Annotated in this window: 24 protein-coding genes and 1 tRNA gene; 17 read left to right on the forward strand and 8 right to left on the reverse strand. The window is 64.9% G+C overall.

The annotated features are described in order from the left end of the window. Window positions 1-31: 31 nt before the first annotated feature. From AC6I6S_RS00880 to AC6I6S_RS00895, 4 genes are all read left to right on the forward strand, one after another. Complete coding sequence (locus tag AC6I6S_RS00880; RefSeq protein ID WP_497947830.1) at window positions 32-988, forward strand: carbohydrate kinase family protein; 957 nt, start codon at window positions 32-34, stop codon at window positions 986-988. 63 nt (window positions 989-1,051) lie between these two features. Next, window positions 1,052-2,164, forward strand: a complete 1,113-nt coding sequence (locus tag AC6I6S_RS00885) for a YihY/virulence factor BrkB family protein (protein ID WP_497947831.1) — start codon at window positions 1,052-1,054, stop codon at window positions 2,162-2,164. A gap of 58 nt (window positions 2,165-2,222) precedes the next feature. Continuing rightward, the gene (locus tag AC6I6S_RS00890; protein WP_497947832.1) at window positions 2,223-2,636 is read left to right on the forward strand and encodes a DUF7988 family protein; all 414 of its coding nucleotides are present in this window, start codon (window positions 2,223-2,225) and stop codon (window positions 2,634-2,636) included. A 42-nt stretch (window positions 2,637-2,678) separates the two neighbouring features. Next, window positions 2,679-3,155, forward strand: coding sequence for a YbaK/EbsC family protein (locus AC6I6S_RS00895; protein ID WP_497947833.1), 477 nt, complete (start codon window positions 2,679-2,681; stop codon window positions 3,153-3,155). A gap of 110 nt (window positions 3,156-3,265) precedes the next feature. On the opposite strand, the gene AC6I6S_RS00900 is transcribed toward AC6I6S_RS00895, so the two are convergent. Beyond that, window positions 3,266-5,083, reverse strand: coding sequence for a S9 family peptidase (locus AC6I6S_RS00900; protein ID WP_497947834.1), 1,818 nt, complete (start codon window positions 5,081-5,083; stop codon window positions 3,266-3,268). Between the two features lie 198 nt (window positions 5,084-5,281). Between AC6I6S_RS00900 and AC6I6S_RS00905 the strand changes: the two genes are divergently transcribed. From AC6I6S_RS00905 to AC6I6S_RS00935, 7 genes are all read left to right on the forward strand, one after another. Next, on the forward strand, window positions 5,282-5,887 hold the full coding sequence (locus AC6I6S_RS00905) for a hypothetical protein (RefSeq protein ID WP_497947835.1): 606 nt from the start codon (window positions 5,282-5,284) through the stop codon (window positions 5,885-5,887). Between the two features lie 120 nt (window positions 5,888-6,007). After that, window positions 6,008-7,417 carry a metal ABC transporter solute-binding protein, Zn/Mn family gene (locus tag AC6I6S_RS00910; protein ID WP_497947836.1) on the forward strand — a complete coding sequence of 470 codons (1,410 nt, stop codon included), beginning with the start codon at window positions 6,008-6,010 and terminating at the stop codon, window positions 7,415-7,417. Between the two features lie 103 nt (window positions 7,418-7,520). After that, window positions 7,521-8,261, forward strand: coding sequence for a metal ABC transporter ATP-binding protein (locus AC6I6S_RS00915; RefSeq protein ID WP_497947837.1), 741 nt, complete (start codon window positions 7,521-7,523; stop codon window positions 8,259-8,261). Continuing rightward, window positions 8,261-9,322: a metal ABC transporter permease gene (locus tag AC6I6S_RS00920; protein ID WP_497947838.1), complete on the forward strand. Its 1,062-nt coding sequence runs from the start codon at window positions 8,261-8,263 to the stop codon at window positions 9,320-9,322. The genes AC6I6S_RS00915 and AC6I6S_RS00920 overlap by 1 nt, the downstream gene beginning before the upstream one ends. Window positions 9,323-9,394: 72 nt before the next feature. Beyond that, complete coding sequence (locus AC6I6S_RS00925; protein WP_497947839.1) at window positions 9,395-11,497, forward strand: acetate--CoA ligase family protein; 2,103 nt, start codon at window positions 9,395-9,397, stop codon at window positions 11,495-11,497. After that, window positions 11,494-12,564: a phosphotransacetylase family protein gene (locus tag AC6I6S_RS00930; RefSeq protein ID WP_497947840.1), complete on the forward strand. Its 1,071-nt coding sequence runs from the start codon at window positions 11,494-11,496 to the stop codon at window positions 12,562-12,564. Before AC6I6S_RS00925 ends, AC6I6S_RS00930 begins: the two co-directional genes overlap by 4 nt. 473 nt (window positions 12,565-13,037) lie before the next feature. Next, window positions 13,038-13,328: a PRC-barrel domain-containing protein gene (locus AC6I6S_RS00935; protein WP_497947841.1), complete on the forward strand. Its 291-nt coding sequence runs from the start codon at window positions 13,038-13,040 to the stop codon at window positions 13,326-13,328. Here AC6I6S_RS00935 and AC6I6S_RS00940 read toward each other — a convergent pair. Further along, on the reverse strand, window positions 13,325-14,773 hold the full coding sequence (locus AC6I6S_RS00940; protein ID WP_497947842.1) for a DHH family phosphoesterase: 1,449 nt from the start codon (window positions 14,771-14,773) through the stop codon (window positions 13,325-13,327). The two genes, AC6I6S_RS00935 and AC6I6S_RS00940, sit on opposite strands and share 4 nt — an antisense overlap. Before the next feature lie 131 nt (window positions 14,774-14,904). On the opposite strand from AC6I6S_RS00940, the gene AC6I6S_RS00945 reads away from it, so the two are divergent. The 5 genes from AC6I6S_RS00945 (at window position 14,905) to AC6I6S_RS00965 (ending at window position 18,283) form a co-directional block, all read left to right on the forward strand. Further along, a tRNA-Lys gene (locus AC6I6S_RS00945) sits at window positions 14,905-14,978 on the forward strand. Window positions 14,979-15,239: 261 nt separating this feature from the next. Beyond that, complete coding sequence (locus AC6I6S_RS00950) at window positions 15,240-15,761, forward strand: GNAT family N-acetyltransferase (protein WP_497947843.1); 522 nt, start codon at window positions 15,240-15,242, stop codon at window positions 15,759-15,761. Window positions 15,762-16,265: 504 nt separating this feature from the next. Then, window positions 16,266-16,841 carry a DUF7344 domain-containing protein gene (locus AC6I6S_RS00955; protein WP_497947844.1) on the forward strand — a complete coding sequence of 192 codons (576 nt, stop codon included), beginning with the start codon at window positions 16,266-16,268 and terminating at the stop codon, window positions 16,839-16,841. Between the two features lie 158 nt (window positions 16,842-16,999). After that, window positions 17,000-17,764: an enoyl-CoA hydratase/isomerase family protein gene (locus AC6I6S_RS00960; protein WP_497947845.1), complete on the forward strand. Its 765-nt coding sequence runs from the start codon at window positions 17,000-17,002 to the stop codon at window positions 17,762-17,764. An 84-nt stretch (window positions 17,765-17,848) separates the two neighbouring features. Continuing rightward, window positions 17,849-18,283: a DUF8593 domain-containing protein gene (locus AC6I6S_RS00965; RefSeq protein WP_497947846.1), complete on the forward strand. Its 435-nt coding sequence runs from the start codon at window positions 17,849-17,851 to the stop codon at window positions 18,281-18,283. A gap of 94 nt (window positions 18,284-18,377) precedes the next feature. Here AC6I6S_RS00965 and AC6I6S_RS00970 read toward each other — a convergent pair whose 3' ends face one another. The 6 genes from AC6I6S_RS00970 to pyrB form a co-directional block, all read right to left on the reverse strand. Continuing rightward, entirely contained in the window at window positions 18,378-19,256 is an 879-nt protein-coding gene (locus AC6I6S_RS00970; RefSeq protein WP_497947847.1) for an amidohydrolase family protein, read from the reverse strand. A 75-nt stretch (window positions 19,257-19,331) separates the two neighbouring features. After that, entirely contained in the window at window positions 19,332-20,084 is a 753-nt protein-coding gene (locus AC6I6S_RS00975) for a proteasome assembly chaperone family protein (protein ID WP_497947848.1), read from the reverse strand. 70 nt (window positions 20,085-20,154) lie between these two features. Further along, the gene (locus AC6I6S_RS00980; protein WP_497947849.1) at window positions 20,155-20,586 is read right to left on the reverse strand and encodes a universal stress protein; all 432 of its coding nucleotides are present in this window, start codon (window positions 20,584-20,586) and stop codon (window positions 20,155-20,157) included. A 104-nt stretch (window positions 20,587-20,690) separates the two neighbouring features. Continuing rightward, complete coding sequence (locus AC6I6S_RS00985; RefSeq protein ID WP_497947850.1) at window positions 20,691-21,524, reverse strand: hypothetical protein; 834 nt, start codon at window positions 21,522-21,524, stop codon at window positions 20,691-20,693. Window positions 21,525-21,786: 262 nt separating this feature from the next. After that, on the reverse strand, window positions 21,787-22,254 hold the full coding sequence (gene pyrI, locus AC6I6S_RS00990) for an aspartate carbamoyltransferase regulatory subunit (RefSeq protein ID WP_497947851.1): 468 nt from the start codon (window positions 22,252-22,254) through the stop codon (window positions 21,787-21,789). Further along, a complete protein-coding gene (gene pyrB / locus AC6I6S_RS00995; protein ID WP_497947852.1) occupies window positions 22,251-23,165 on the reverse strand; it encodes an aspartate carbamoyltransferase in 915 nt (304 codons plus the stop codon). Before pyrB ends, pyrI begins: the two co-directional genes overlap by 4 nt. 183 nt (window positions 23,166-23,348) lie before the next feature. Between pyrB and AC6I6S_RS01000 the strand changes: the two genes are divergently transcribed. Next, window positions 23,349-23,975, forward strand: coding sequence for an RAD55 family ATPase (locus tag AC6I6S_RS01000; RefSeq protein ID WP_497947853.1), 627 nt, complete (start codon window positions 23,349-23,351; stop codon window positions 23,973-23,975). Window positions 23,976-24,022 lie beyond the last annotated feature (47 nt).

Genomic DNA, 24,022 nt, shown 5'->3' on the forward strand with positions numbered 1-24,022 from the left:
ACTAACACCATCAGCCGCCCAGTTGCCGACGATGACGGACGTGCTGGTCGCCGGCGAGACGCTGATCGACTTCCTGCCGGAGCGGCCCGGCCCGCTATCCGAGGTCGAGGGGTTCGAACGCCGCCCCGGTGGCGCGCCCGCGAACGTCGCCGTCGCCCTCTCCCGGCTCGAGACCCCGCCGCTGTTCTGGACCCGCGTCGGCGACGATCCGTTCGGCCGCTTTCTCGAGGAGACCCTCATCTCGGAGAACGTCCCCGACCGCTTCCTCGAGCGCGACCCGGACGCACAGACCACCCTCGCGTTCGTGACCCACGACGAGCGCGGCGACCGAACCTTCTCGTTCTACCGCGAGGACACCGCAGACACCCGACTCGAGCCGGGAACGGTCGGCGACGAGGTGCTGGAATCGCTCTCGTGGGTCCACGCGGGGGGCGTTTCGCTCGCCAGCGGCACCTCGAGGGAGGCGACGCTCGACCTGCTCGGACGGGCCGCCGAGAACGAGTGTACCGTCTCGTTCGACCCGAACGCCCGGCCGGAGCTGTGGCCCGACGGGCGGACGTTCCGGGAGGTCTGCCGGGAAACTCTCGAGTTCGTCGACGTCTGCAAGGCGACGCTCGAGGAACTCGAGACGCTCGGCTTCACGGGTGACTCCCCCCGCGAGATCGCGCAGGATGTCCTCGAGACGGCCGGTCCCCACACCGTTCTCGTCACCCGGGGGAGCGAGGGGGCGATTGCGGTCGGGAGCGAGGGCTCACCGTGGCCGGGAACTGCAGACCACCGCGGCTACGACGTCGACGTGGTCGACACGACCGGCGCGGGGGACGCCTTCGTCGCCGGGTCGATCCTCGCCCTGCAGGAGGGGCGGGGGCTCGAGGACGCGCTGTCGTTCGCGAGCGCCGTCGCGGCGACGGCGACGACCGGCGCGGGAGCGATGACGGCGCTCCCGTCGCGGGAGGCGGTCGACGCCTTCCTCGCGGATCGCCGGTAGTTTCCCTGTCGCCACACCTCGTGCAAGCAGATTCATTATCGGCCGCCTCCGCGTGTATCCACTATGAGTTCCGAGGACCGATCAGTGGTATCGACCGCCAGGCAGGTCGTCGCGGGGATCCAGGAGAAGAACGTCCCGTTCATGGCGGCGAGCATCGCCTATCAGGCGTTCGTTTCGCTCATTCCGTTGCTCGTCCTCGTGTTCTTTCTCGTCACGATCGTCGGCGACGAACAGCTCGCGGCGCAGGTCGCGGACATTACGGAGGGCGTTCTCCCCGAGAGCGGTCAGCAGCTGCTCGAGGAGTCGATCGCTGACTCCGCGGCGACGACCGGGACGTCGATCATCGGACTGGTGATCCTGCTGTGGGGGTCGCTGAAGATCTTCCGCGGGCTCGACACCGCGTTCTCCGAGATCTACGACTCGGCGAGCGAGAGCTCCTTTCTGGGGGATCTCCGCGACGCCCTCATCGTGTTCGGCGCGCTCGGACTCGCCGTGCTCGCGGCGGGGACCGCCACCGTCGCGTTCGCGTTCCTCCCTGACGTGCCGTTTCTCGGGCTCATCAACCCGCTGTTGCTCGTCGTCGGGTTCACGATCGCGTTCTACCCGATGTACTACTTCTTCCCGAACGTCGAGGTGACGCTCCGGGAGGTCCTTCCGGGCGTCCTCGTCGCCGCCGTCGGCTGGGCCGCGCTCCAGGCGCTGTTTCAGGTGTACGTCGCCATCGCCGCCGGTTCCGAATCCGCCGACGCGATCGGTGCCATCCTGCTGCTCCTGACGTGGCTCTACTTCGGTGGCCTGCTGTTGCTCGCCGGCGCGGTCGTCAACGCCACCACCTCGGGTCGACTCGTTCTCGAAGGAGACCTCGAGTCGGTCCCTCCGCGACAGGTCACCCGCGAGCGCGAACTCGAGCAGGTCGCCGAGCAGCGCGATCGGATCGCTCGCGAGCGTGATCAACTCAGAAACGACCTCGAGGCCCAGCGCACGCGCCGAAACCGACTCGAGAGCCGCACCGACCAGCTCGCGACGGCGGTGCATCGGCTCGAACGCGAGAACGAGGAACTGCGGCGCGAGCTCGAGTACCTGGAGGAGCCGCCGTGGCGCCAGGCGCTGTCGACCGTGCTGCGCCGGGTGGAGACGCTGAAAATCGGAACCGTCAGCGAGTCTCGTGACTCGTAACCGGTGGCGACCGCTCGGAGTCGGGAGACCTTTGTGCGTTGCCGGCACACTCGGGAGTGTGTCACATCCGGCTCGAGCGGCCCGCCGCCGAATCCAGTCCGATCACGTGGCCGTGCTCGACGGAATCGACTACTGTGCCGACAAGGTTACCGACCCGTGGAAGCGCTCGCAGGTACCGGAGCGCGAACGGGTCGTCGGCCCCCTCGAGTCACACCTCGAGTCGACGGGGCTGCTCGCGAAGTTGCCCCTCGTCCTCGCCGACGCCGTGGAGGCGACGGGCCACGAGCTATCGGCGCCGCCGGTCGCCGCCCCGCCGTACGTCGCGATCACGAGCCGCGGCCCGATTCTGCGCGCGACGATCGACCCCGGACGGCTGGTGATCCGCTTCGAGACGTTCGACGTCGTCCGCGAGCCTCACTGCGGCTATCGACGGCTCGACGGTGTTCGACTGGCGGTTTGTCTCGAGCGTTGAGGATCACCACCTTTTCTACGGCTGCCAGCATGGTTCCGACCGATGCACCCGCGCGCAGAGAGCTTCAGTGAGGCCGCTCGAGAGAGCTACGGGTTCGAACCCGCCGTCGAGGAGTTTCCGGAGGGGACGAAGACGGCGGCCGACGCCGCGGCGGCGGTCGGCTGCGACGTCGCACAGATCGCGAGTTCGCTCGCGTTCGACGTCGACGGCGACCTCGTGGTGTCGGTGACCAGCGGTGCGAACCGCGTCAGCGAGGCCGCCCTCGCTACATACTTCGGGACCGATCCCGACGCCGTCTCGATGGCCGATGCCGACCGTATCAAAGGGGAACTCGGCTGGTCGATCGGCGGCGTACCGCCGTTCTGTCACGATCGGGCGGTACCCGTCGTGATGGACGAGACGTTGCTCGAGTTCGACACGGTCTGGGCGGCCGCGGGCACGCCGGAGGCGGTGTTTCCGATCGATCCCGAGACGCTGCGTTCGTTCGCGGACGCGGAGCCGATCGACGTTCTCGGCTGAGTCGATCGGTCGGTTATCCGTGGGTCCGATCCGTGGAAACGCAACGACTGAGCGACACTCCCGGGTGCTCCGATTGGAGAGAATCGTCGATCGCTCCCGGCGGCCGACCCCTATCCGAGGTACTCCTCGAGGAACTCGTCGACGATACCGAAGCTGCGGATCTTCTGCTGGATATCGGAGGAGCCGTGGCCTTCCGCCCCGAGTTCGTGGTAGGCGTACTCCTCTCCCTCGGTCCACCCCTTCGTCTCGAGGGCGTCTCGGAACAGCCGGGCCTGCGAGATCGGACACCGCGGGTCGTTGACCCCGTGGACGATACAGATCGGCGCCTCGATGTTCTCGACGTGGGTGAGCGGGCTCCGCTCGCGGTAGAAGTCGGCGTTCTCCCCGGGGTCACCGAGCTGTTGCTCGAGGGTCGTCTTGAAGTGGGGCATCGACTCCTCGTAGAGGGCGAGCAGGTCCGTGATGCCGACGCGAGCGACGCCGGCCGACCAGATCTCCGGATACGAAACGAGCTGCCAGAAGGCGCTGTAGCCGCCGTAGGAGCCGCCCATCACGGCGACGTCCTGGATCCCCTCCCGGTCGGCGAGCCAGCGGCCCGCGTTGGCGACGTCGGCCTGCTCGCCGCCGCCCCAGTCGCCCCGGACCATGTTCTTGAACTCGCGGCCGCGACCGACCGAGCCGCGGTAGTTCGGCTGGAGGACGGTGTACCCTCGGCTGACCAGGAACTGCACGTACGGGCTGAACCACCGCCGGGACTGGCCGTGCGGGCCGCCGTGGACGTGGACGATTCCCGTCGTCGACGACTCCGCCGGCTCGTACAGCAGTGCGCCGATCTCGAGTTCGTCCCGCGACTCGAAGGTGACGTACTCGCAGTCGACGAAGGAGTCGGGGTCGAGTCCGCCGTACTCGGCGTCGATCAGCACCTCACTCTTGTCGCTCGGTAGATCGTACGCGAGCAGCCGCTTTCGCTGGCTCGAGGTCTGTTGGCTGACGAGCACCGACTCCTCGTCGAGGAACGGATTGCCGCCGCCCATCGAGCCCGGATAGCTCGCGACGCCCTCGGGGAGGTCGAGTTCGGTCGCCGACCCGTCCGCGGGGTCGTATCGGATCGGCACGACCGCAGCCCGGCGGGTGCGAAGCGCGAGGAAGCCGCTCCCGTCCGGGCTGAACTCGACGGGCGACTCCTCGGCGTCGCCGCCGTACCACGTGACCTCGTCGCTCTCGAGGTCGTACACCCCACAGCGCGTGAGGTCTTCGGAGTTGTCCGAGACGAGCAGCCGATCGCCGTCAGGGTGCCAGGCCGCGGGTCGGGCCTCGGCGCCGTGGTCGCCGATTTCGAGGTTCCGCGCGTTCGAGCCGTCCGCGCCGGCGACGTAGACGTCCTGGTTGTCGAGGTCGTCGGACTCGTTGGTCGCGTAGGCGACCCGCTCGCCGTCGGGGCTGACGACGCCACTCCGGGCGGGTTGCTCGTAGGCGGTAAGCTGATCGAAATCGCCGGTTTCGCAGTCGTGGCGATAGAGATTGAGCTGGTCGCGGGCGTCGCTCGCGTAGTAGAGGTACCGGCCGTCCGGACCGACGTCGGAGAGCACGCACTGGCCGTCGCGGCTGACGACCCGTTCGACGTTCCCTTCGAGGTCGATCGAGAAAATATCGTTCTGCTCGTCGCCGCCCTCGTCGCGGTGGAAGAAGAGGCGGTCGCCGTCGGGATGCCAGCGGATCGGGTATCGAACAGCTCGCGGGACCTCGCCGTCGCTGAGCCGTGTTCGCTCGTCGGTCTCGCGGTCGAGCACGTAGAGCTCGTTTCGACCCGTCCCGTCGTAGTAGAAGGCGATCCGGTCGCCGTCCGGGGAAGCCACCGGCGCGCGAACCTCCGGGAGACTCGCCAGCGTCTCGAGCGTTTCGTCGGCTTCGACTGTCGCGTCCGTCATGTCACCACGTCTGTATCGATTCGAAATAAGTATACTGGCGCCTGGCTCCGTGGCTCCAGAGCGTTGTCCGAGCGGTCGCGCGCTCTCGTGGCGCCGGTAGTAGCGGTCGAATTTCGGAACATCTGGGGGTAGCTCACTCATTAACAATATCGTCAGCTTGATTACTAACTACCCACAAAATCCGGGTAGTGTCTGATAATGACTGCTGATCCACGCACCACGACCCGCCGTTCGCTGCTCGCCACGTCCGGCTCCCTGTCGGTCCTCGCACTCGCCGGCTGTCTCGGCGACGACGATGACGAGGAAGGGGAGGGTGGCGACGACCACGCCGATGATCATGATGACGACCACGATGACCATGATCATGACGATGACCACGATGACCACGACCACGACGACGATCATGACGACCACGATCACGACGATGACCACGATGACCACGACCACGACGACGGGATCAGTGAGTTCGATATCATCGACCGCGATACCGACGAGGTAACGGCGTACATCCACGGGGACCACTGGCACGACGAACTCCCCGAGGTCCCGGTCGGCGATCACATCTCGCTGGGCGCACACGTCAAGGACGAAGACGGCGAGGAGATCCCGCTCGGCGACGAGTACACACTCACCGTCGAAGTCGCGGAGGGTGCCCAGGAGATCGTCGAAACCGAATCCCACGGCGATCACGTCCACATCACCGGCGAAGAAGCGGGGATGACCGAAGTCGTCTTCCAGCTCTGGCACGGCGACCACTCCGATTACGACACGCCGCCGATCACCGTCGAAGTCGTCGAAGAGTAGCCCACCCTCGCTTTCCCCGCCACTGGGGCGTTGTTAACGACGCCCCGTCACGCGCCACGATTTATTAAGAACCCCACCCCACATAATAACGTTTTTACCCGCGTAGTGGCATCCTCCGGTATGGATCTGATACGCCGTTCGGTGCTACGGCGCGGAGGCGCTGCCGTCGCGCTCGGCACGCTCGCCGGCTGTCTCAGCGAGCCCGGAGACGACGGCGACGGCGACGGAGGCGGCGAATCGCGCGAGGGGTACGCCGCCTTCTTCGCTCTCTGGGACTGGGCCGAGCAGGTCGGCAGTGACGTTTTCGAGTTCGAGAACCCCGTCGAAGCCGGGGAGATGGGGCACGGCTGGGAGCCCGACGCCGACATCGCCCGAGAGATCGCAGGCACGGAGGTCTTCGTCTTCCTCGACACCCCCGAGTTCGCCTGGGCACAGGACATCGCCGCCCAGCTCGAGTCCGATTACGACGACGTCGCCGTCATCGACGCGATGGTGGGACTCGACGACCAGCTGCTCGCCTGGGATGCGGGGTCGCCCGAAGAGTGGGAGCCCGACCACGACCACGAGTTCGATCCCGACGACCTCGACATCTACGATGGCGGACTGATCAACCAGCGAACGGGCGAGCTGGCGGCCGACTGGCACGACGATCACTGGCACGGCGGCCTCCCGGAGATTCCGCTCGAGGGCGAACTCTCGCTCGCCGCGGCGTTCGAGGACGACGAGGGACGCGTGGTCCCCGTCGGGAAAGACGAGCAGTTTCAGCTCGACGCGGCGGTCGCGGACGGCGCCCAGGAAGGACTCCTCTCGATCGAGTCCGACGGCGACTCGGTCCGGCTTTCCGGCGAGGAAACCGGTCGAACGCAGCTCGTCTTCGAACTCCGCAGTGACGGCGAGGTCGTCTGGGACACGAGCAACGACCTCATCGCCGCCGCGGTCGTCGAGGAGCCCGAGGAGGGCGGCGAGGAGTTTGCCGACCCCCACGTCTGGGTCGACCCTGTTCTCGCCATGGAGATAGTCGACACGATCGCCGACGGACTCGCCGAGATCGTTCCCGACGACGCGGAGACACTCGAGGAGAACGCCGCTGCGTACAGAGACCGGCTGGCCGACGTCGACGAGCAGTTCGAAGCGCTCACCGACGATGCGGAGCGCGACATCGCGATTTTCGCCGGTCACGACTCCTTCCAGTACCTCGAGCACCGGTACGGCTTCGAGTTGCACTCGCCGGTCGGCGTCTCGCCGAACGACTCGCCGAGCCAGGAGGATATCGCGGGGACGATCGATCTGGTCGAAGAATACGGAATCGACACGATCCTTTACGATCCCTTCGAGACGCCCGACCCCGACAACGACGTTCCGGCGCTGGCCGAAACGATCGTCGAGAACAGCAGTGCGAGCGACGTCGCGCCGCTCACCCCCGCGGAAGGGACGACCGCCGAGTGGGCCGAAAACGAGTGGGGCTGGGTCGAACAGATGGAGGAAGTGACCATCCCCTCGCTCGCACAGGCGCTCGGTGCGGCGGAATGACCGCCTTGCGAGCGTCCAATCCCGCTCCGGACAGCGGTCAGTCGGTTCGAGCGACAATGGAAGAATTAAACGCGTCCGCGGCAGAGTTCGGAGTGAGATACCCGTGACGTCGGTCGTCGACCTCAAGCACGTTACCTTCGCCTACGGCGAGCAGGTCGCCGTCAGAGACGTCTCGCTGTCGATCGAAGCGGGCGAGTTCCTCGGGCTGATCGGGCCGAACGGCTCGGGGAAGACGACGCTGCTCCACCTGATGCTCGGGCTCCAGTCGCCCGACAGCGGCTCGATCAGGCTGTTCGACGAGCCGATCGACACCTTCGCCGAAGGCGAGCGGATCGGCTACGTCTCCCAGCAGGCGACCAACCGCGGCGGCTCGATGCCCGTTACGGTGCGAGAGGCAGTCACGATGGGACGGTTCGCTCGCGCCGGCCACGCCCAACTCTCGGAGGCCGACAGGGCGGCCGTCGAGGACGCCCTCGAGACCGTCGAGATCACCAACCTGGCCGATCGGCGGATCAATCAGCTCTCCGGGGGCCAGCGCCAGCGAGCCTACATCGCCCGCGCGCTCGCCTCCGAGGCCGATCTGCTCGCCCTGGACGAGCCGACCGTCGGCGTCGACGCCGAGTCCAGGGACGCGTTCTACCGGCTGCTCGAATCGCTCAACCAGTCGGGAATCACGATCATCCTCATCGAGCACGACATCGGCGTCGTCACGGATCGTGCAAACCGCATCGCCTGCATCAACACCGAACTGTTCCACCACGGCGACACCGAATCGTTCGTCGAGAGCGACGCCTTAGAGGAAGCCTACGGCGCGACCGGCCAGGTCGTCCACCACGATCACTGATGAGCGTACTGACCGAACCCGGACGACGACTCGAGGGCGCGCTGACGCCCGAGCGGCGCCGCCGCCTCGAGGTGGGGCTGATCGTCCTGATCGGCACACTCGCGTTCGTCATGATCGGCTTCCTCGTCGTCGACTGGCTCCGGGAGTATCCGCTCACCGGCGGCCTGTACGAACAGTTCATGATCGCGGGCATGTGGATGGACCACTACCTTGGAACGAACGTCTTCTCGCATCCGTTCATGTGGCGGTCGCTGGCGACCGGCGTCCTCATCGGCGTCGTCGCCCCGCTCGTCGGCACCTACCTGGTTCATCGTCAGATGGCGCTGATCGGCGAGACGCTCGCGCACACGGCGTTTGCGGGAGTCGCCGTCGGCCTGGTCGTTATCGCGATCACCGGCTGGGAGGGGTCGTTGCTGCTCGTCGCCCTCGTCGTCGGCATCCTGGGTGCCCTCGGCGTGCAGTGGCTCGCCGAGCGGACGAACGCCTACGGTGACGTCCCGATCGCGATCATGCTCAGCGGCAGCTTCGCCGTCGGCACGCTCATCATCAGCTACAGCCGTGGGATGATGTCCGTCGCGATCGATATCGAGGGCTTTCTCTTCGGCAGTATCGCCGTCGTCACCGTCGAGGGCGCCCGGATGATGGCGATCCTCAGCGTGGTCGTGGTCGCCATCGTCGCGCTCACGTACAAACAGCTCCTGTTCATCACCTTCGACGAGCAGGCGGCGCGGGTCGCCAGACTCAACGTCACGTTCTACAACACCCTGCTGGTCGTGATGACGGCCGTGGTCGTCGTCGGCGCGATGCAGGTGCTGGGGGTGATCCTCGTCGCCGCGATGCTCGTCGTCCCCGTCGCCGCCGCCTCCCAGGTCGCCCACAGCTTCCGCGAGACGCTCTACCTCTCGATCATCGTCGGACAGCTGTCGGTGCTCGGCGGCTTCGCGTTCTCGATCCACCAGAGCCTGCCCGCCGGCGGCTCGATCGTCGTCGTCGCGATCGGCTTCTACCTGCTCGCGATCGCCGCCTCGAGCCGGTCTGTGGCCGCGCTCTCGACGCACTGATTGCCTGTCGAGACCGCCGACTTCCTGAGGTCGGGTTCACTTTTAACTCCCTCCTCGGTGAATCCGAAGCCGATGGGCAGGTTACAGGAGCTGTTCGCACCCGAGTCAGTCGCCGTCGTCGGTGCAACCGACCGCGAGGGTGCGGTCGGCCGCGCGATCCTCGAGAACCTCCAGGCGGACTTCGAGGGGGAGGTCGTCCCGGTCAATCCCAACCGTGAGACGGTACTGGGACTCGAGTGCTACCCCGACCTCGAGAGTGCACCGTCGGTCGATCTCTCGGTCATCGTCGTCCCGCCGTCGATCGTGCTCGAAGCGATCCGCGAGACCGCCGAAGCCGGCGTCGAGAACGTCGTCGTCATCACCGCTGGCTTCTCCGAAACCGGCGGTGAGGGCGCAACGCGCGAGCGGGAACTGCGCGAGATCGCCGCCGAGTACGACCTCAATCTCGTCGGCCCCAACAGCCTGGGCGTGATGAACACCGGCGTCGGTCTGAACGCGACGTTCGGCCCGGAGAACGCCATCGAGGGCTCGATCTCGTTTATGAGCCAGTCAGGTGCGTTCATCACGGCCGTCCTCGACTGGGCGAACGAGCAGGGAATCGGCTTCCGCGACGTCGTCTCGCTGGGCAACAAAGCCGTCCTCGACGAAACCGACTTCGTCCGCGAGTGGGGCGAGAGCCCGGAGACGGACGTCGTCATCGGCTACCTCGAGGGGATCGACGACGGTTCCGCGTTCGTCGAGACGGCTCGAGAGGTCACCGACGAGACGCCGGTCGTCCTCGTCAAGTCCGGCCGCACCGACGCGGGTGCCAAAGCCGCGTCCTCGCACACGGGGGCGATCGCCGGAACCGAGCGAGCCTACGAGGCGGGCCTCGAGCAGGCGGGCGTCCTCAGAGCGCAGTCCGTTCAGGAACTGTTCGACTACGCACGTGCCCTCTCGGGGTTGCCGGCGCCCGAGTCGAACGGCGTCGCCGTCGTCACCAACGCGGGCGGTCCCGGCGTGCTCACCACCGACGCCGTCGGCGACTCGAGCCTCGAGATGGCCTCCTTTACCGAGGAGACGATCGACGCGCTCGAGGAGGCAATGCCGGAGGAGGCGAACGTCTACAATCCGATCGACGTCATCGGCGACGCGAACTTAGAACGCTTCGACGAGGCGCTCGACATCGCGCTGGGCGATCCGAACGTCGGGGCCGCGGTCGTCGTGAGCGCGCCGACGGCGGTACTCCGGTACGACGAACTCGCGGAGGCGGTGATCGGTCGCCACACCGAACACGAGAAGCCGGTCGTCACCTGTCTCATGGGCGGCGACCGCGCTCGCGCCGCCGAGACCGGACTGCGGGAGTTCGGCATTCCGAACTACTTCGATCCCGCGCGGGCGGTGTCGGGGCTGGACGCGCTCGCCCGGTACCGGGCCATCCGTAACCGGCGCGTCGACGAGCCGGCGACGTTCGACGTCGACCGCGAACGCGCCCGGTCGGTGCTCGAGCGAGCAGAGGGCCGGACGGACAACCGCCTGGGCGTCGAGGCGATGGAGCTTCTCGACGCGTACGGCATCCCGACGCCAACGGGCGAGATCGTCGACGATCCGGACGAGGCCGTCTCGGTCGCCGAGTCGATCGACGGGGACGTCGTGTTGAAGATCGTCAGCCCGGACATCTCCCACAAGTCCGACATCGGCGGCGTCAAAGTCGGCGTGAGCGACGAGGCGGTGGCCGATGCCTACGAGGACGTCGTCGCTCGCGCCCGTAACTACCAGCCGGACGCGACGATCCTCGGCGTCCAGGTCCAGGAGATGCTGGACCTCGAGGAGTCGACTGAGACGATCGTCGGCGTCAACCGGGACCCGCAGTTCGGCCCGCTCTTGCTGTTCGGCCTCGGCGGCATCTTCGTCGAAATCCTCGAGGACACGTCGGTCCGCGTCGCCCCGATCGGGGAGAGGGCGGCCCGCGAGATGGTCGACGAGATTCGGGCCGCCCCGCTGTTGCGCGGCGCTCGCGGGCGCGATCCGGCGGATCTCGAGGCGATCGTCGAGACGATCCAGCGCCTGTCACAGCTCGTCACCGACTTTCCGGCGATCCTCGAACTCGACGTGAATCCGCTCGTGGCGGGGCCCGACGGCGTACAGGCGATCGACCTCAGACTGACCGTTGACACGGAGAAGCTATCGCAATGACAACCGAAACAGACACACTACTCATCAGTTCACTTCACGAGAGCACCGGGAAAACGGCCGTCGCACTCGCACTCGCCCGCCTCGCGAGCGAGAGTGGGGAAACGGTCGGCTACATGAAACCGAAGGGGACGCGCCTGCAAAGCAACGTCGGCAAGACCCTGGACGAAGATCCGCTGCTCGCCCGCGAGGTGCTCGACCTCGAGGCGGAGATGCACGATCTGGAGCCCGTCGTCTACTCGCCGACGTTCATCGAGCAGGCGATTCGCGGGCGCGAAGATCCGGACGAACTCCGAGAACGTATTCAGGAGGCGTTCGCGACGCTTTCCGCTGACACAGACAGAATGATCCTCGAGGGTGGCGGCCACCTCGATCTCGGCGGAATCGTCGATCTCACCGACGCCGACGTCGCCGATCTGGTCGACGCCCGGGTCGTACTGATCGCCCCCTACGAGTCGCCGGGAGACGTCGACGACGTCCTCGCGGCACGGCGAACCCTCGGCGACCGCTTCGCCGGCGTTCTCTTCAACAACGTCTCGAATGCCGCTTACGACCAGCTTGAAACCGACGTCGTTCCGTTCCTCGAGGGGCGGGATATTTCCGTCTACGGCGTTCTCCCTCGAGAACGAACGCTCGCTGGGGTTACGGTCGCGACCCTCGCCGACGAACTCGGGGCGACCCTCCTCGTCGACGAGGGGACCGACGCCTACGTCGAGCGGTTTTCGGTGGGAGCGATGGGGGCCGACAGCGCACTCCGTCACTTCCGGCGGACGAAAGACGCCGCAGTCATCACGGGCGGTGACCGCTCGGAGATCCACACGGCGGCACTCGAGGCTCCGGGTGTTCGGTGCCTGATCCTCACCGGCGGCCACCGACCCTCGGGTGCGATCGTCGGACAGGCGACCGAGAAGGGCGTTCCGATCCTGGCGGTGCAAACGGATACGCTCACCACCGTCGAACGGGCCGAGGACGTCGTGCGAAGCGGTCGGACGCGTGACGAACGAACCGTCGAGGAGATGCAGACCCTCCTCTCAGAGCACGCGAACGTCGATGCGATCGGATCCCGGTGACGCGGCGGCGATCGATCACGCGCTCGTCGGACGCTCGCTTCGCTCTCGATCGGTGAGAATCGGGGACGGACCGATCCGGGTGTTCGGTCCGCCGAGCGGCAATTTTGTCAGAGGCATCCGGTCTGCCTTTCGAAAGGCACCCCGGCACTCTACGGTTTATTCCTCAGTGGTATAGCCTCATTCTCCGATCCACCCCTCAGGATACTATTTCAATTATGTATGTGTTACGCCTATTTATAAACTCATACGGGTGGGATTCGGTAGACACTCCACCGATTACGGCTCCAGAACGCCGCCTCAATACCAGATTTACGGCCTCGCCTCAACCCGTGGTCTTGTCCGAGACGGGAGGTTTAAATACCTACCCTGCTGGTCGGTCGTCTCACCGCGATAAACCGGCGCGTATCGTAGCGGGGGCTGACGGCGAACGCATCTGACCAAGAATTAAGAGTCCACCGCGCATGGGCCTCGGTATGGACGACACCACCCAGGAGATAACGTCCCTCGTCGGACGTGAGGTGTACTCGAACAACGGAGTCTTCGTCGGGGACGTCGAGGATCTTCGGTTGAACGTCGACGGCGAGGCCGTGACGGGGCTCGCACTCGGGAACCTCAATACGGAACTGTTCGCCGAGGAAGCCAGGAGCGCCAGGGGAGTCATTATTCCGTACCGGTGGGTGCGCGCGGTCGGGGACGTGATTCTCGTCAACGACGTTGTCGAACGGTTTCGCGACGCCGACGAGGAAGAAGAGGTCGTTGCCTAACTTCCGTTCGAGCCCTCTGTCCCCTCGACGCCCATCGCATCGAACAACGTCCGCTTGACCGCCTCTTCGGTCAACTCGAGCAGCGTTTCCCGCGTATCCTCCGAGATTTCGATCCCCGTGAAGATGCCGAGCGGAATCTCCGCGCTCGCCTGCGTCGAGTGGCCGGCCGTCTCGCCGATCTCGCCGTAGGCGTCGTCGAGCACCTTTCCGATGTTCATCCGGATGTCCTTCGAGCGCGCGGCGAGGAAGATCGTCTCCTCGGCGATGCCGAAGACGGCCGTCGTCGTCACGCCCTCCAGGTTGAGCAGGTGACTCGCCGCCTGTGTGAGCGCCTCGCGGTCGCGGACGAAGCCGGCGTTCGAGACGAGGTGGCTTCCCTGGACGTCGCGGTTAGCGATCGCCTCGGCGAGCACATCGAGGGTTTCGGGGGACATCGACGGCGACTCGACCTGCTCCAGCGTGTCGTGGTTCGCGAAGGGGTACAGGTAGGCGGCGGCAGTCAGGTCCGCGGGCGTGGTATCGCGCTTGAAGTCGAGGGTTTCGGCGCGGATGCCGTAGAGAAGGGCGGTCGCGACCGCTTCGGAGACGCTCATGTCGAACTCCTGGGTGTACTTCGTCATGATCGTCGACGTCGAGGACATGTTCGGCCGAATGTCGACGAAAGAGGGGTCGTACTCGTCGTCGGGTTCGTGGTGGTCGATCACGATGTCGACGTCGAGGTTAATCTCGCTCGCGGCGGCGTGGTCGACGTGGGCGACCGTGTCGTACACCGAGTGGTCTTCGATGTCGTTCCACTGCAGGAGCTCGATTCCCAGGAGATTGACGAACGCCCGGTTCTCCTGGTGACCGATGTCACCCAGATAGACGATGTCGGAGTCGACACCGAGGTGGGCCGCGATCGCCTGCAGGGCCGCGGCGCTGGCGATCGAATCCGGGTCCGGACTGTTCTGGGTGACGATCGCCAGCCGGTCGGTCGTCTCCTCGAGAATGTCGGCGAGCTTTGCGGCGTTGTACTCGAGTTCGCCCGACTCGAGGGCCCGCAGGGCGGAGTCGGCGATCACCGAAGAGGGGTTGATCACGATGTCTGCGCCCAGTTCGGAGAGTTCGTCGCCGGAGACGGGATCGCTCGCGCGGGCGACGACGAACTGGTCGTCGTCCACTGATCGAATGTGCTCGACCGCACGCTTGTTCGATTCGACGTCCGACGCGAGAATGAGGACGACGCTTCGATCCGCGATCAGTTCCGCGGTTTCGGGTTCACGGATATCTGCGGTCCGCGCGTCGAGGTCCTGATCGCGAAGCGACTCGACGCGGTTCTCGTCTTTGTCGATGATCAGCACGTCCTTTCCCTGCCCGACCAGTTCCTCGGCGACGGCGTAGCCGACGCTCCCACAGCCCAGAATAGCGTAGTCGGATGTCGACGAGATGGTGACCCCCGTACTCATGTACACTCTGGTCGGACTCACCGTACTTAACGCTCCCGAAGACTGTGACGTTCTGGGACGGATGTCCACTACTCACACGCCGCCAACCAAGCAAAACCTATTTTACCGCACACCCGAAAGTCGAGGATACAGGGCCGGTAGCTCAGTTAGGCAGAGCGTCTGACTCTTAATCAGACGGTCGCGTGTTCAAATCGCGCCCGGCCCGTGCAACGAACTGGTGAGCGCAGCGAACCAGTGAGTGAACCGGACGGAAGCGATTTGAACTAGACCGAGGTTCTGCGCCTCGCGCAGGTTCTCGGGCGTAGTTCACAATCGCGCCCGGCCCCTTTTGCCCCGGAACAAGCCACCTGAAACGCCTCGAGCACCGTTACACGCGTCGGATAGTTTCCGCCTCAACACACGTCCATCTCAACGCATTCGACGATCCGAACAACAGGTACAAGTCACGCGTCTGTCACCCATATGCATGCACATTCGTCGACTCCCCGCGGACGAGGCGGCCGTTCGTCGCTATCTCGAGACCCTGTGGCTCCCCTACAACCGGGAACTCGAGGCGCTCGTTGACGACTTCGCGCTCGCTGAGGACGTCGACATCATCGAGGAAGAACTCGAGTATCGACTCGAGCGCCTCGAAACCGAGAGCTATCGCACGTGGATCGCCGTCGCCGGCTCTCACGACGGAGACTCGATCGCTGCTGGCGGGGGTGAGTTCGTCGGCTTCATCGGTACCGAAAGAGACGAATCACCAAGCGTTTTCGACCGGCCCGATCGTCTTTTCGTCTGTGACATTTACGTCCGTGAGTCCTATCGCGGCACCGGTCTGGCTCGCGAGTTGATCGAGCATGTCAGAACACGGGCGCGTGAGAACGACTGTGGCGAACTCGCGCTCGAAGTCGACGTCGACAACGATCGTGCGATCGCGTTCTACGAAAAACTCGGTTTCGAGCCGATCCAGCAGACACTGGTGCTCGACGTAGCAGGTTCTTGACTCTGCTGTCGAAGCCACATTTGACACTGGCATCGCGAAAGCCGTTCTTCGACAGCAAGTCGGACCGCCGTGACCCCCCTCGAGCCCGCGATACCCACGGCTCCCTCGAGTTGGGATGAGAACCCCACTCATTCCACCGTGTCAGAGACTCTCGCACATGTCAACGATCGCGGGACTGTTTCATCGGCTTCGAACGACACGCAAAGAGACACTCGATCGCGACTCACTCGAGAAAAATACTGTTTTTCGACACTGTTCTCGAGGTAAATTCTCCCGGAGAAACCGCCCGACTGCATCGGTTTTGAAGAGTGTTGAACAGAATAAACGGTGACTAACACGATGGGATCATAGATCATCTCATCCTAATTCCATCTTACCAACCAAATCGATGACTCGAGGCCTGTAAATCGGGAAACCGGCCGAGAAACGGTCTGAAATCGTTCTATACGGTCGGGAGGCGTTCAATGCTTTATTACTGATTCGGGATAAGGAGGAAGTGAGACAATGAGCACGACACAGACCATCTCCGACGACGCGGCTGCGGGACAGACCGGTGACCATAGTGAGTCACAGACGGTCGACCTCGACAAAGACGACATCTTCCACATCCTGCAGACGCGCCGTCGCCGGGACGCCCTGCGTTACCTGCAGGGGGCCGACGAGCCGGTTCGCATGCGCGATCTCGCAGAGCAGGTCGCGGCCTGGGAGAACGAGACGACGGTCGAACAGTTGAGTTCGGACGAGCGCCAGCGCGTGTACATCTCGCTGTACCAATCACACCTGCCGAAACTCGATGAGGAGGGGATTATCAACTACAACCAGAGCCGGGGGATCGTCGAGCGCACGTCCGCGGCCGATCAGTTCGACCCCTACCTCGAGCCGACCGACACCGAGACGGCTGAGTCGGATGCGGAGACGACGACCAACGTGAGCAGCTACTACTTCGGCGCGGCGTTCGTGAGCACGCTGCTGCTGCTCGCCTCTGCGACGGGACTCTCGGCGCTGGCAGGAATCACGCTCGGCGCGGTTATTCTCGCGCTGTTCGTCAGCGTCACCGTCGCACAGCGCTTCCGGAACTGAGATTTTACCGGGATCTCGAGTCGGCGGGAGCTCGGGTTCCTGTTTCTTCGCGGTTGTTTTCGACGCCCCCGAGCGACGGTGCTGGGGACGGCTGAGGCGACACCCCGCTGTGGGCCGAGGATACAACAGTTAAGGTTCGCGCGACAGACCGCTGAGCTATGCACGTCGAATCCGACGACGGAGTGCTGGCGGTGACGTTCGACCGGCCGGGCGTGATGAACGCGTTCTCGACCGATGCGGCCGAGGAACTGGCCGAGACGATCGCGACCGCCTCGCCGGACGATCATCACGCGGTCGTCCTCACGGGAGAGGGGGCGGCGTTCAGCGCCGGCGGCGACATCCAGGCGATGGCCGAGCGAACCGAAGGGCCGCAGGCGGCCTACGAGCGGGTCTGCGAGACGTTCGGCCGCGTCGTCGAGGAGATGCTCGAGTGTCCGGTACCGATCGTGGCGAAGGTAAACGGCGACGCCGTCGGTGCGGGGCTCGCGATCGCCGCGCTGTCGGATTTCGCGTACGCAACGGAGGATGCACGGTTTTCCTGTGCGTTCGTCCGGGTCGGACTGATTCCCGACACCGGGGGGACCTTCCTCTTGCCCCAACTCGTCGGGCTTCGCACCGCGAAACAGCTCGCGTTCACCGGCGAGTTCTTCTCCGCTGCGGAGGCAGCTGACTACGACCTGATCAACGAAGCCGTTCCGTCCGAGGACCTCGAAGAACGGGTCACGGAGACGGTCGACCGACTCGGTCGTCGCCCCACGCGAACGATCGGGCTGATGAAACAGGCGATGCACGAGAACCTGGGCCGACACTGGTCGGAGTCGCTCGATTACGAGAACCTGTTACAGGTTCAAGCGTACTCCTCGGACGCCCACGAGGAAGGGGTGAACGCGTTTCTCGAGGGACGCCAACCGGAGTTCGAGTAACGCGGGCGGCGTTTTCCGGGGTTTCGGTGACGTGCATCTGCAAGCACCACTGGCTTACTCGGGTTCGTGGTGGGTCCGAGTGCAATGTCCGCTCAATTCAGCGACGACGACATCGGAAAGTCGGTCGTCAACGCAAACGGTGACGAGGTCGGGATCGTCGCGGCAGTCGAACACGGAACCGCACACGTCGAACCCGACCCAGGTATCACAGACACGATCAAAGCGAAACTCGGCTGGGAGGGGACGGGCGAGGAAGCCTACCCCCTCCAGGAGCAGGCCGTCTCTCGGGTCACGGACGACGAGATCAGACTCGAGAGTGACCTCTCGGGCGTCGGATCGTCTCGCACCGACACCGGCCGGTCGACGGGAACGGCTACCGGTGGGACGACGGGAGATCGCGATACCGGAATGCGCGACGATGACGACGACCTGATCGGTGACGACGATGACAGTCTGATCGGTGACGACGACGATCACCGAAGTCGTCGCGATCGAGACGACGACGACGACATCCTGTAGACGCACCCGTTGGCGTCCCACCCCCTTCACCGTGCGTGGTGAACTCGAGGCGGACGGGGTTTACGCCGTGCTCGTCGACTTTTTAAGGCCGAACTCACAGCCCGAGGAACGACTCCGCGTTCTCCCAGAGGAGTTTTCTTTGTAGCTCCTCGCTGAACTCGAGGTCGGCGAACTGCTCGAGCCACGGTTTCGGCTCGAGCATCGGGTAGTCGGTGCCGAACATGACCTTGTCCTTGAGGAGGGTCTTCGCGTAGTGGAGCACCTGCTCGTCGATGTACCTGGGCATCCAGCCGGAGAGGTCCATGTAGACGTTCCCCTTCTGCTGGCAGATGGCGAGCTGTTCTCTCTCCCAGGGGAACGCGGGGTGGGCGATGAGGATCTGGAGGTCGGGGAAGTTCGCCGCGACGTCGTCGATCAGCATCGGGTTGCCGTACTTGATTTTGAGTCCGCGACCGCCGGGAGCACACGCGCCGAGCGTCGAGTTGCCGCCGTGGAAGACGACGGGAACCTCGAGTTCCTCGATGGTCGCCCACAGCGCTTCGTGTTCGGGGTCGGAGGGGTCGAATCCCTGAGCGATCTGCTGGAACTTGAACCCGGAGAGATCGAGGTCCTCGACGCAGCGTCGCGCCTCTTCGGCACAGTCCTCTTTGAGCGGGTCGACGGAGCCGAACCCGATGAAGAAGTCGGAATACTCGTCTCGAACCTCCGCGACGTAGTCGTTGGGAACCGGCGGGTTCCCCGTATTCGTCTCGGCGTCCCACCCGAGCAAGACGGCCCGGCCGACCCCCACTTCGTGGTACTCCTCGATCATGTTCTCGTACGTGTCAGTTTCGAGGTCAGACCCGAAGCGGTCGGCGGCGTCGCGCATCATCTCGCCGCCCGCGTCGTGCAGGAACTCGCTCGTCGGCTGGTGGGCGTGGGTGTCGATCGCCCGCGGTCCGTCAGCGGCCTCGAGCGCAGTCGGCAGTGACATGGTTCGAGGTGCGACGGGAAGCGTAAAAACGCCGCCGCTTTCCGTACACGGTTTCACCGGCCGGCCGCGGCTCGCTCACATGTAGCTGCGATCCACGGGGTAGTCGCGGCCGCCGGGGGCCTCCTCCTGTAGGGCGTTCATGCGATCCGCGAGGGTTTCGTAGTACTCGGCTAGCTGATCGGACTGTTCGCGGAGTTCGCGCTCGTCGACGTCGATCCCGTACAGTCGCTCTGTGGCGTCGACGAGCAACAGCGCGGCCTCGAGGTCCGGTCCCGGTGGATGAATCGGTGTGACGAGCGCACCCGCGGGTGGTGCCTCACCGTTGAGGCTCCGGGCCATCAGCTCTCCGACGATGCCGTCGAGGACGCCGCCGGTAAGCCCGTCGTACTCCGCGTCGACGAGCCGACGCTCCTGAAACGGTTCGGTGGCGACGGTGAACACCCTGTGCTCGTCCTCGCCGTGTGGGAACGCGACCCCATAGGGGATCGCAATTTCGTCGATACCGGCCGTCTCCGCCCACTCGAGAACGGAGTCGACGAACGAGGCGGCGGCCCACACCGGGACGAACAGTTCGCCGACGAGCAACGCCAGGGGCGTCTCCGGAACATCGTAGATTCGGGTGTGATTGCGCGGCTCGCCGTCCGCAAACGGCGTGATCGCCGGCAGGCCATCGGGCGCGACGTGGCCGATCTCCTCACACTCGAGGTGTCGGACCAGGTAGTCGGTCGCGGTGACGCCGGCGAAGCCGGGGTTCGAAAGGCCGAGGACGAGCACCGAACAGTCGCGGTCGTCAGGACAGGCAACGTCGAAGGAAGTCCGAGCGGACATAGACGTAGTACGACCGACTCGCTCAAAAAGCCGCGTGGCCGACCGATCGGTTTTCGGGTTAGCCGACCGTTCAGGTCTGGCGCTCGCGGACCGTCAACACGGGAATATCGGACATTCTGACGACCTTTTCGGTGACGCTGCCCAGCAGGTACCGATCGATCCCCGTCCGCCCGCGCGTTCCCATGACGATCATGTCGATCCCGTGATCGTCGGCGTACTCGAGGATTTTCTCGTGCGGTGTTCCCCGGACCACGTCGGTCACGACCGCCTCGAGTTCCGCCGCCTGTGCCCGCTCTGCGACGTCAGTTACGATCCGGTCGCCGCTGGTTTCGAACTCCTCGACGATCGTTCCCGTTTCGACGTCGTTGGCGAAGACGGTCGCATCGATTACGTAGAGCACGTGCAACGATGCGCCGTATCGCGTCGCGAGATCGATGGCGTTCTCCAGCGCGCGATCGGTCGTCGTGGAGCCGTCCGTCGGGAGGAGGATGCGCTCGTACATAGTCGACCGTTCGTCGTGGATACGCAAAAGCGATGCGTGTATCGTTCACACACAGCAGTTGAGTGGCAGAAACAACCCCGAAGACACCCTCGTTCGGTAGGTGGCTACGAACTCGGCTCGCCGTGCGAGACTCCCTCCCGCTCGTCGGCGTCCATCCGTCGAAGCGCCGCACGGGCGTTGCTCGCGTCGTAGCCGAAGAACACCTCGTTGCCGTACGCACCCGCTACCTCGGCGGCGTGAATCAGGTTGTCGATGTCGACGTTCACCGCGTACAGTTCGATGCTGAACGGCGTCTCGAGGGCGCTCTCGAATCCCTTCGCGATCGTCTCGAGCCAGTAGGTCGTCCCGTAGGCGGTGTCGTACAGCGGGACGACGAACTCGTCGACGTGGGGTTCGAGGGCCTCGAGGTCGATGCCAGCCCGTTCGTAGAGATGGCCGGGGTAGGGGTCGGGATAGAGCGTCATGTACACCCGGCCCGGAATGCGGTCGGTCGCCGCCTCGAGGAAGTCGGTGATCACGCTCGCCCGCCAGGCGTACCAGTCGTCGTACGCACTCTCCTCGAAGTCGCGCTCACAGAAACCGCAGTGACAGTACTCCGGGCGGGGGAAGCCGATATCGTCGAGGCGGACGTCCTCGTTGGCCTCGACGCAGTCGTCGATGATCTCGAACAGCCCCTCGCGGTACTCCTTTCGGGAGGGGCAGATGTAGGCCCAGTCGAAGTATTTCCGGTCGCGAGTCGCCGGCCGACCCATATCGTCGACGGGGACGAGCGACGGGTCGGCGTCGGCGGCCGCGTTGTCGCCGAAGCAAGAAACCATATTCACGGCGTCGGGAATCGGATCGGCGGCTCTGCCGGTGACGTCTTTGACCTCGTAAAACCCGCGGTCGAACTCCCCCCACCCCACCTCCGCTTCGTTTCGCGTGACCACGCCGTACATACGAGAGGGTAGGGACTCGAGGGAGTAAGGCGTTCGGAAGTCGGCTACTCGACCGGTTCGTACTCGACTTCGACCTCGGAGGGACCGCTGAGGAAGAGCTTCCAGATGACGACGATTGCGACCAGTGCGACCAGAATTTTTATCGAACGCGACATGTGCACGCGGAGAATCGGCTGGAGGTCACTTAGATATTCTGTCTTGCTAACTATACGTCGGGCGGCAGTCGACCGTGACCGCCGGGTCGGTGCCGCCGGACGACCGCTCAGCCGTCGATGAGGGCGGCGATCTCCTCGCGAACGATCGTCTCGCAGTAGGCACAGCGAACGCCGTCCGCGAGCACCTCGAAGGCCGAGGTGACGGGTTCGCCGCCGGTCGTGATACAGTTCGCGTTCGGACACGTGAGCACTCCCGTGACCTCCTCGGGCCGTTCGACGCGGTGTTTCTCGACGACGTCGTAGTCGCGAACGATGTTGATCGTGGCGTCGGGAGCGATCAACGAGAGCACGTCGACTTCGTCCTGGCTCAGTTCGCGCCCTTCGACTTTCACGACGTCCTTGCGTGCGAGGCGATCGGAGGGAACGTTCATCCCGATGGAGATCTGTTCGCCCTCGCTGCCGTCGATCCCGAGGATCGTGAGGACGTTCAGCGCCTGCCCGCCGTGGACGTGGTCGATGACGGTTCCGTTCCGAATCTTGCTTACGAGGAGTTCGTGAGCGTCGTCGTTCGTCATTTCGTCTCACCCAGGAGGAGGTCGAGCAGCGCCATCCGGACCGGCACGCCGTTGTGGGCCTGTTCGAAGTACGCCGCGTGGTCGGTCGCGTCGACGTCGGGGGCGATTTCGTCGACGCGCGGCAGCGGGTGCATCACCGTTAGCTCGTCGCTCGCCGCCTCGAGCGCCGCGGCGTCGATCTGGTACTCGCCGGCGATCTGCTGGTACTCGTTTTCGTCCGGGAACCGCTCGCGCTGGATCCGGGTGACGTAGAGCACGTCGAGGGAGGGAAGGATCGCCTCGAGGTCTTCGTGCTCGCGGACCGAGGCGCCCTCCTGGTGGAGGTCGTACACCACTTCGCGCGGAAGCTGCAGGCTCTCGGGGCTGATGAAGTGCTGACGGGCGTCGAACTTCGTCAGTGCGTAGGCCAGTGAGTGGACCGTCCGACCGTACTTCAGATCGCCCATGATCCCGATCGTCAGATCGTCGAGACCGGCGTTCTCTCGGATCGTGTACAGATCGAGGAGGGTCTGGGACGGGTGGTGACCGGCCCCGTCGCCGGCGTTGATCAGCGGCACGTCGACGAACTCGCTCGCCATCGTCGCCGATCCCTGCTTTGGGTGGCGCAAGACGAGCGCGTCGGCGTACCCTTCGATGACCCGCACCGTGTCGGCGAGGCTCTCTCCCTTCTTGACGCTCGAGGATTCGACCGAGCCCATGTCGACGACGTCGCCGCCGAGGCGCTTCATCGCCGTCTCGAAGCTCATCTTCGTCCGCGTGCTCGGCTCGAAAAAGAGGAGGCCGAGCAGCGTCCCGGCGTGGCGGTCGGCGACGCCGCCCGGATCGGCGTCGATCTCGGCGGCACGGTCGAGAACCCCCTCGATATCCGCCCGCGAGAGTTGTTTGCTCGTGATGAGATGGTCGTGGCGCATCCGTTCGATACGGCTCCCCGTTGCCCCTTGAATCTCACCATTCGATGGCCGACGTTTTCGCGCGGTCCACTCGGTTCCCGGTCGGGTTTCGACGGCGATCGTTCTCGAATGGATGGTAGTAACCGATCGACATCCGATAACACAAAGAGTTATACAGCCGGTCGGGAAAATCATGGTACCTGTATGGTTGGTCGGCTACAGACCGGAATTAACGTACTCGACCGCAAACTCGACGGTGGGTTACCGCCGGGGTGTGTGGTCGCCTACACCGCCGATCCGGCCAGCCAGTCCGAACTCCTGCTGTACGAACTCACGGCCGCCCGCGGCACGCTGTATCTCTCGACGGAACGATCGGAGGCGCTCGTCCGTCACGCGATCGACTCCTCGCAGACGCGATCGGGGAGTCCGACGGTACGACACGTCGCCAGCGAGAATCCGCTCGCGGACGCGAACCGGCTCACCAGCGCGGTCCCCGAGGGAGCGAACCTGATCATCGACACGATGAACGTCCTCGAGCAGGCCGAATCGGCGGCGTACGTCGACTTTCTCAATCAGCTCAAAGGACACATGATCGATACGGGAAGTATCGCCGTCTTACACTGCCTCAAGGGCGCTACGGAGCCTCCGAACCGGTACCGGACGGAACACCTCGCCGACGCCGTCTTCGACCTCCGGACGACGATCGAGGGCTCCGAGATCGAAAACCAGCTCTCGATTCCGAAGTTCCGCGGCGGCGGCGCGCCGACCGAGACGATCAAACTGCAGCTCTCCGAACAGGTCGAGATCGATACGAGCCGCGATATCGCCTGAGTTGCGACTCGGCGGCTGTTTTCTGCCGTTGCAACCGGCAACCGTAC

Source organism: Natrononativus sp. DTA114, from assembly GCF_059736515.1.

Excerpts from the sequence above, each read along its gene's own strand:
- AC6I6S_RS00880 (WP_497947830.1), top strand. The coding sequence starts at position 32 with ATGACGGACGTGCTGGTCGCCGGCGAGACGCTGATCGACTTCCTGCCG.
- AC6I6S_RS00885 (WP_497947831.1), top strand. The coding sequence starts at position 1,052 with ATGAGTTCCGAGGACCGATCAGTGGTATCGACCGCCAGGCAGGTCGTC.
- AC6I6S_RS00895 (WP_497947833.1), top strand. The coding sequence starts at position 2,679 with ATGCACCCGCGCGCAGAGAGCTTCAGTGAGGCCGCTCGAGAGAGCTAC.
- AC6I6S_RS00900 (WP_497947834.1), bottom strand. The coding sequence starts at position 5,083 with ATGACGGACGCGACAGTCGAAGCCGACGAAACGCTCGAGACGCTGGCG.
- AC6I6S_RS00905 (WP_497947835.1), top strand. The coding sequence starts at position 5,282 with ATGACTGCTGATCCACGCACCACGACCCGCCGTTCGCTGCTCGCCACG.
- AC6I6S_RS00910 (WP_497947836.1), top strand. The coding sequence starts at position 6,008 with ATGGATCTGATACGCCGTTCGGTGCTACGGCGCGGAGGCGCTGCCGTC.
- AC6I6S_RS00920 (WP_497947838.1), top strand. The coding sequence starts at position 8,261 with ATGAGCGTACTGACCGAACCCGGACGACGACTCGAGGGCGCGCTGACG.
- AC6I6S_RS00925 (WP_497947839.1), top strand. The coding sequence starts at position 9,395 with ATGGGCAGGTTACAGGAGCTGTTCGCACCCGAGTCAGTCGCCGTCGTC.
- AC6I6S_RS00930 (WP_497947840.1), top strand. The coding sequence starts at position 11,494 with ATGACAACCGAAACAGACACACTACTCATCAGTTCACTTCACGAGAGC.
- AC6I6S_RS00935 (WP_497947841.1), top strand. The coding sequence starts at position 13,038 with ATGGACGACACCACCCAGGAGATAACGTCCCTCGTCGGACGTGAGGTG.
- AC6I6S_RS00940 (WP_497947842.1), bottom strand. The coding sequence starts at position 14,773 with ATGAGTACGGGGGTCACCATCTCGTCGACATCCGACTACGCTATTCTG.
- AC6I6S_RS00950 (WP_497947843.1), top strand. The coding sequence starts at position 15,240 with ATGCACATTCGTCGACTCCCCGCGGACGAGGCGGCCGTTCGTCGCTAT.
- AC6I6S_RS00955 (WP_497947844.1), top strand. The coding sequence starts at position 16,266 with ATGAGCACGACACAGACCATCTCCGACGACGCGGCTGCGGGACAGACC.
- AC6I6S_RS00960 (WP_497947845.1), top strand. The coding sequence starts at position 17,000 with ATGCACGTCGAATCCGACGACGGAGTGCTGGCGGTGACGTTCGACCGG.
- AC6I6S_RS00965 (WP_497947846.1), top strand. The coding sequence starts at position 17,849 with ATGTCCGCTCAATTCAGCGACGACGACATCGGAAAGTCGGTCGTCAAC.
- AC6I6S_RS00970 (WP_497947847.1), bottom strand. The coding sequence starts at position 19,256 with ATGTCACTGCCGACTGCGCTCGAGGCCGCTGACGGACCGCGGGCGATC.
- AC6I6S_RS00975 (WP_497947848.1), bottom strand. The coding sequence starts at position 20,084 with ATGTCCGCTCGGACTTCCTTCGACGTTGCCTGTCCTGACGACCGCGAC.
- AC6I6S_RS00980 (WP_497947849.1), bottom strand. The coding sequence starts at position 20,586 with ATGTACGAGCGCATCCTCCTCCCGACGGACGGCTCCACGACGACCGAT.
- AC6I6S_RS00985 (WP_497947850.1), bottom strand. The coding sequence starts at position 21,524 with ATGTACGGCGTGGTCACGCGAAACGAAGCGGAGGTGGGGTGGGGGGAG.
- pyrI (WP_497947851.1), bottom strand. The coding sequence starts at position 22,254 with ATGACGAACGACGACGCTCACGAACTCCTCGTAAGCAAGATTCGGAAC.
- pyrB (WP_497947852.1), bottom strand. The coding sequence starts at position 23,165 with ATGCGCCACGACCATCTCATCACGAGCAAACAACTCTCGCGGGCGGAT.
- AC6I6S_RS01000 (WP_497947853.1), top strand. The coding sequence starts at position 23,349 with ATGGTTGGTCGGCTACAGACCGGAATTAACGTACTCGACCGCAAACTC.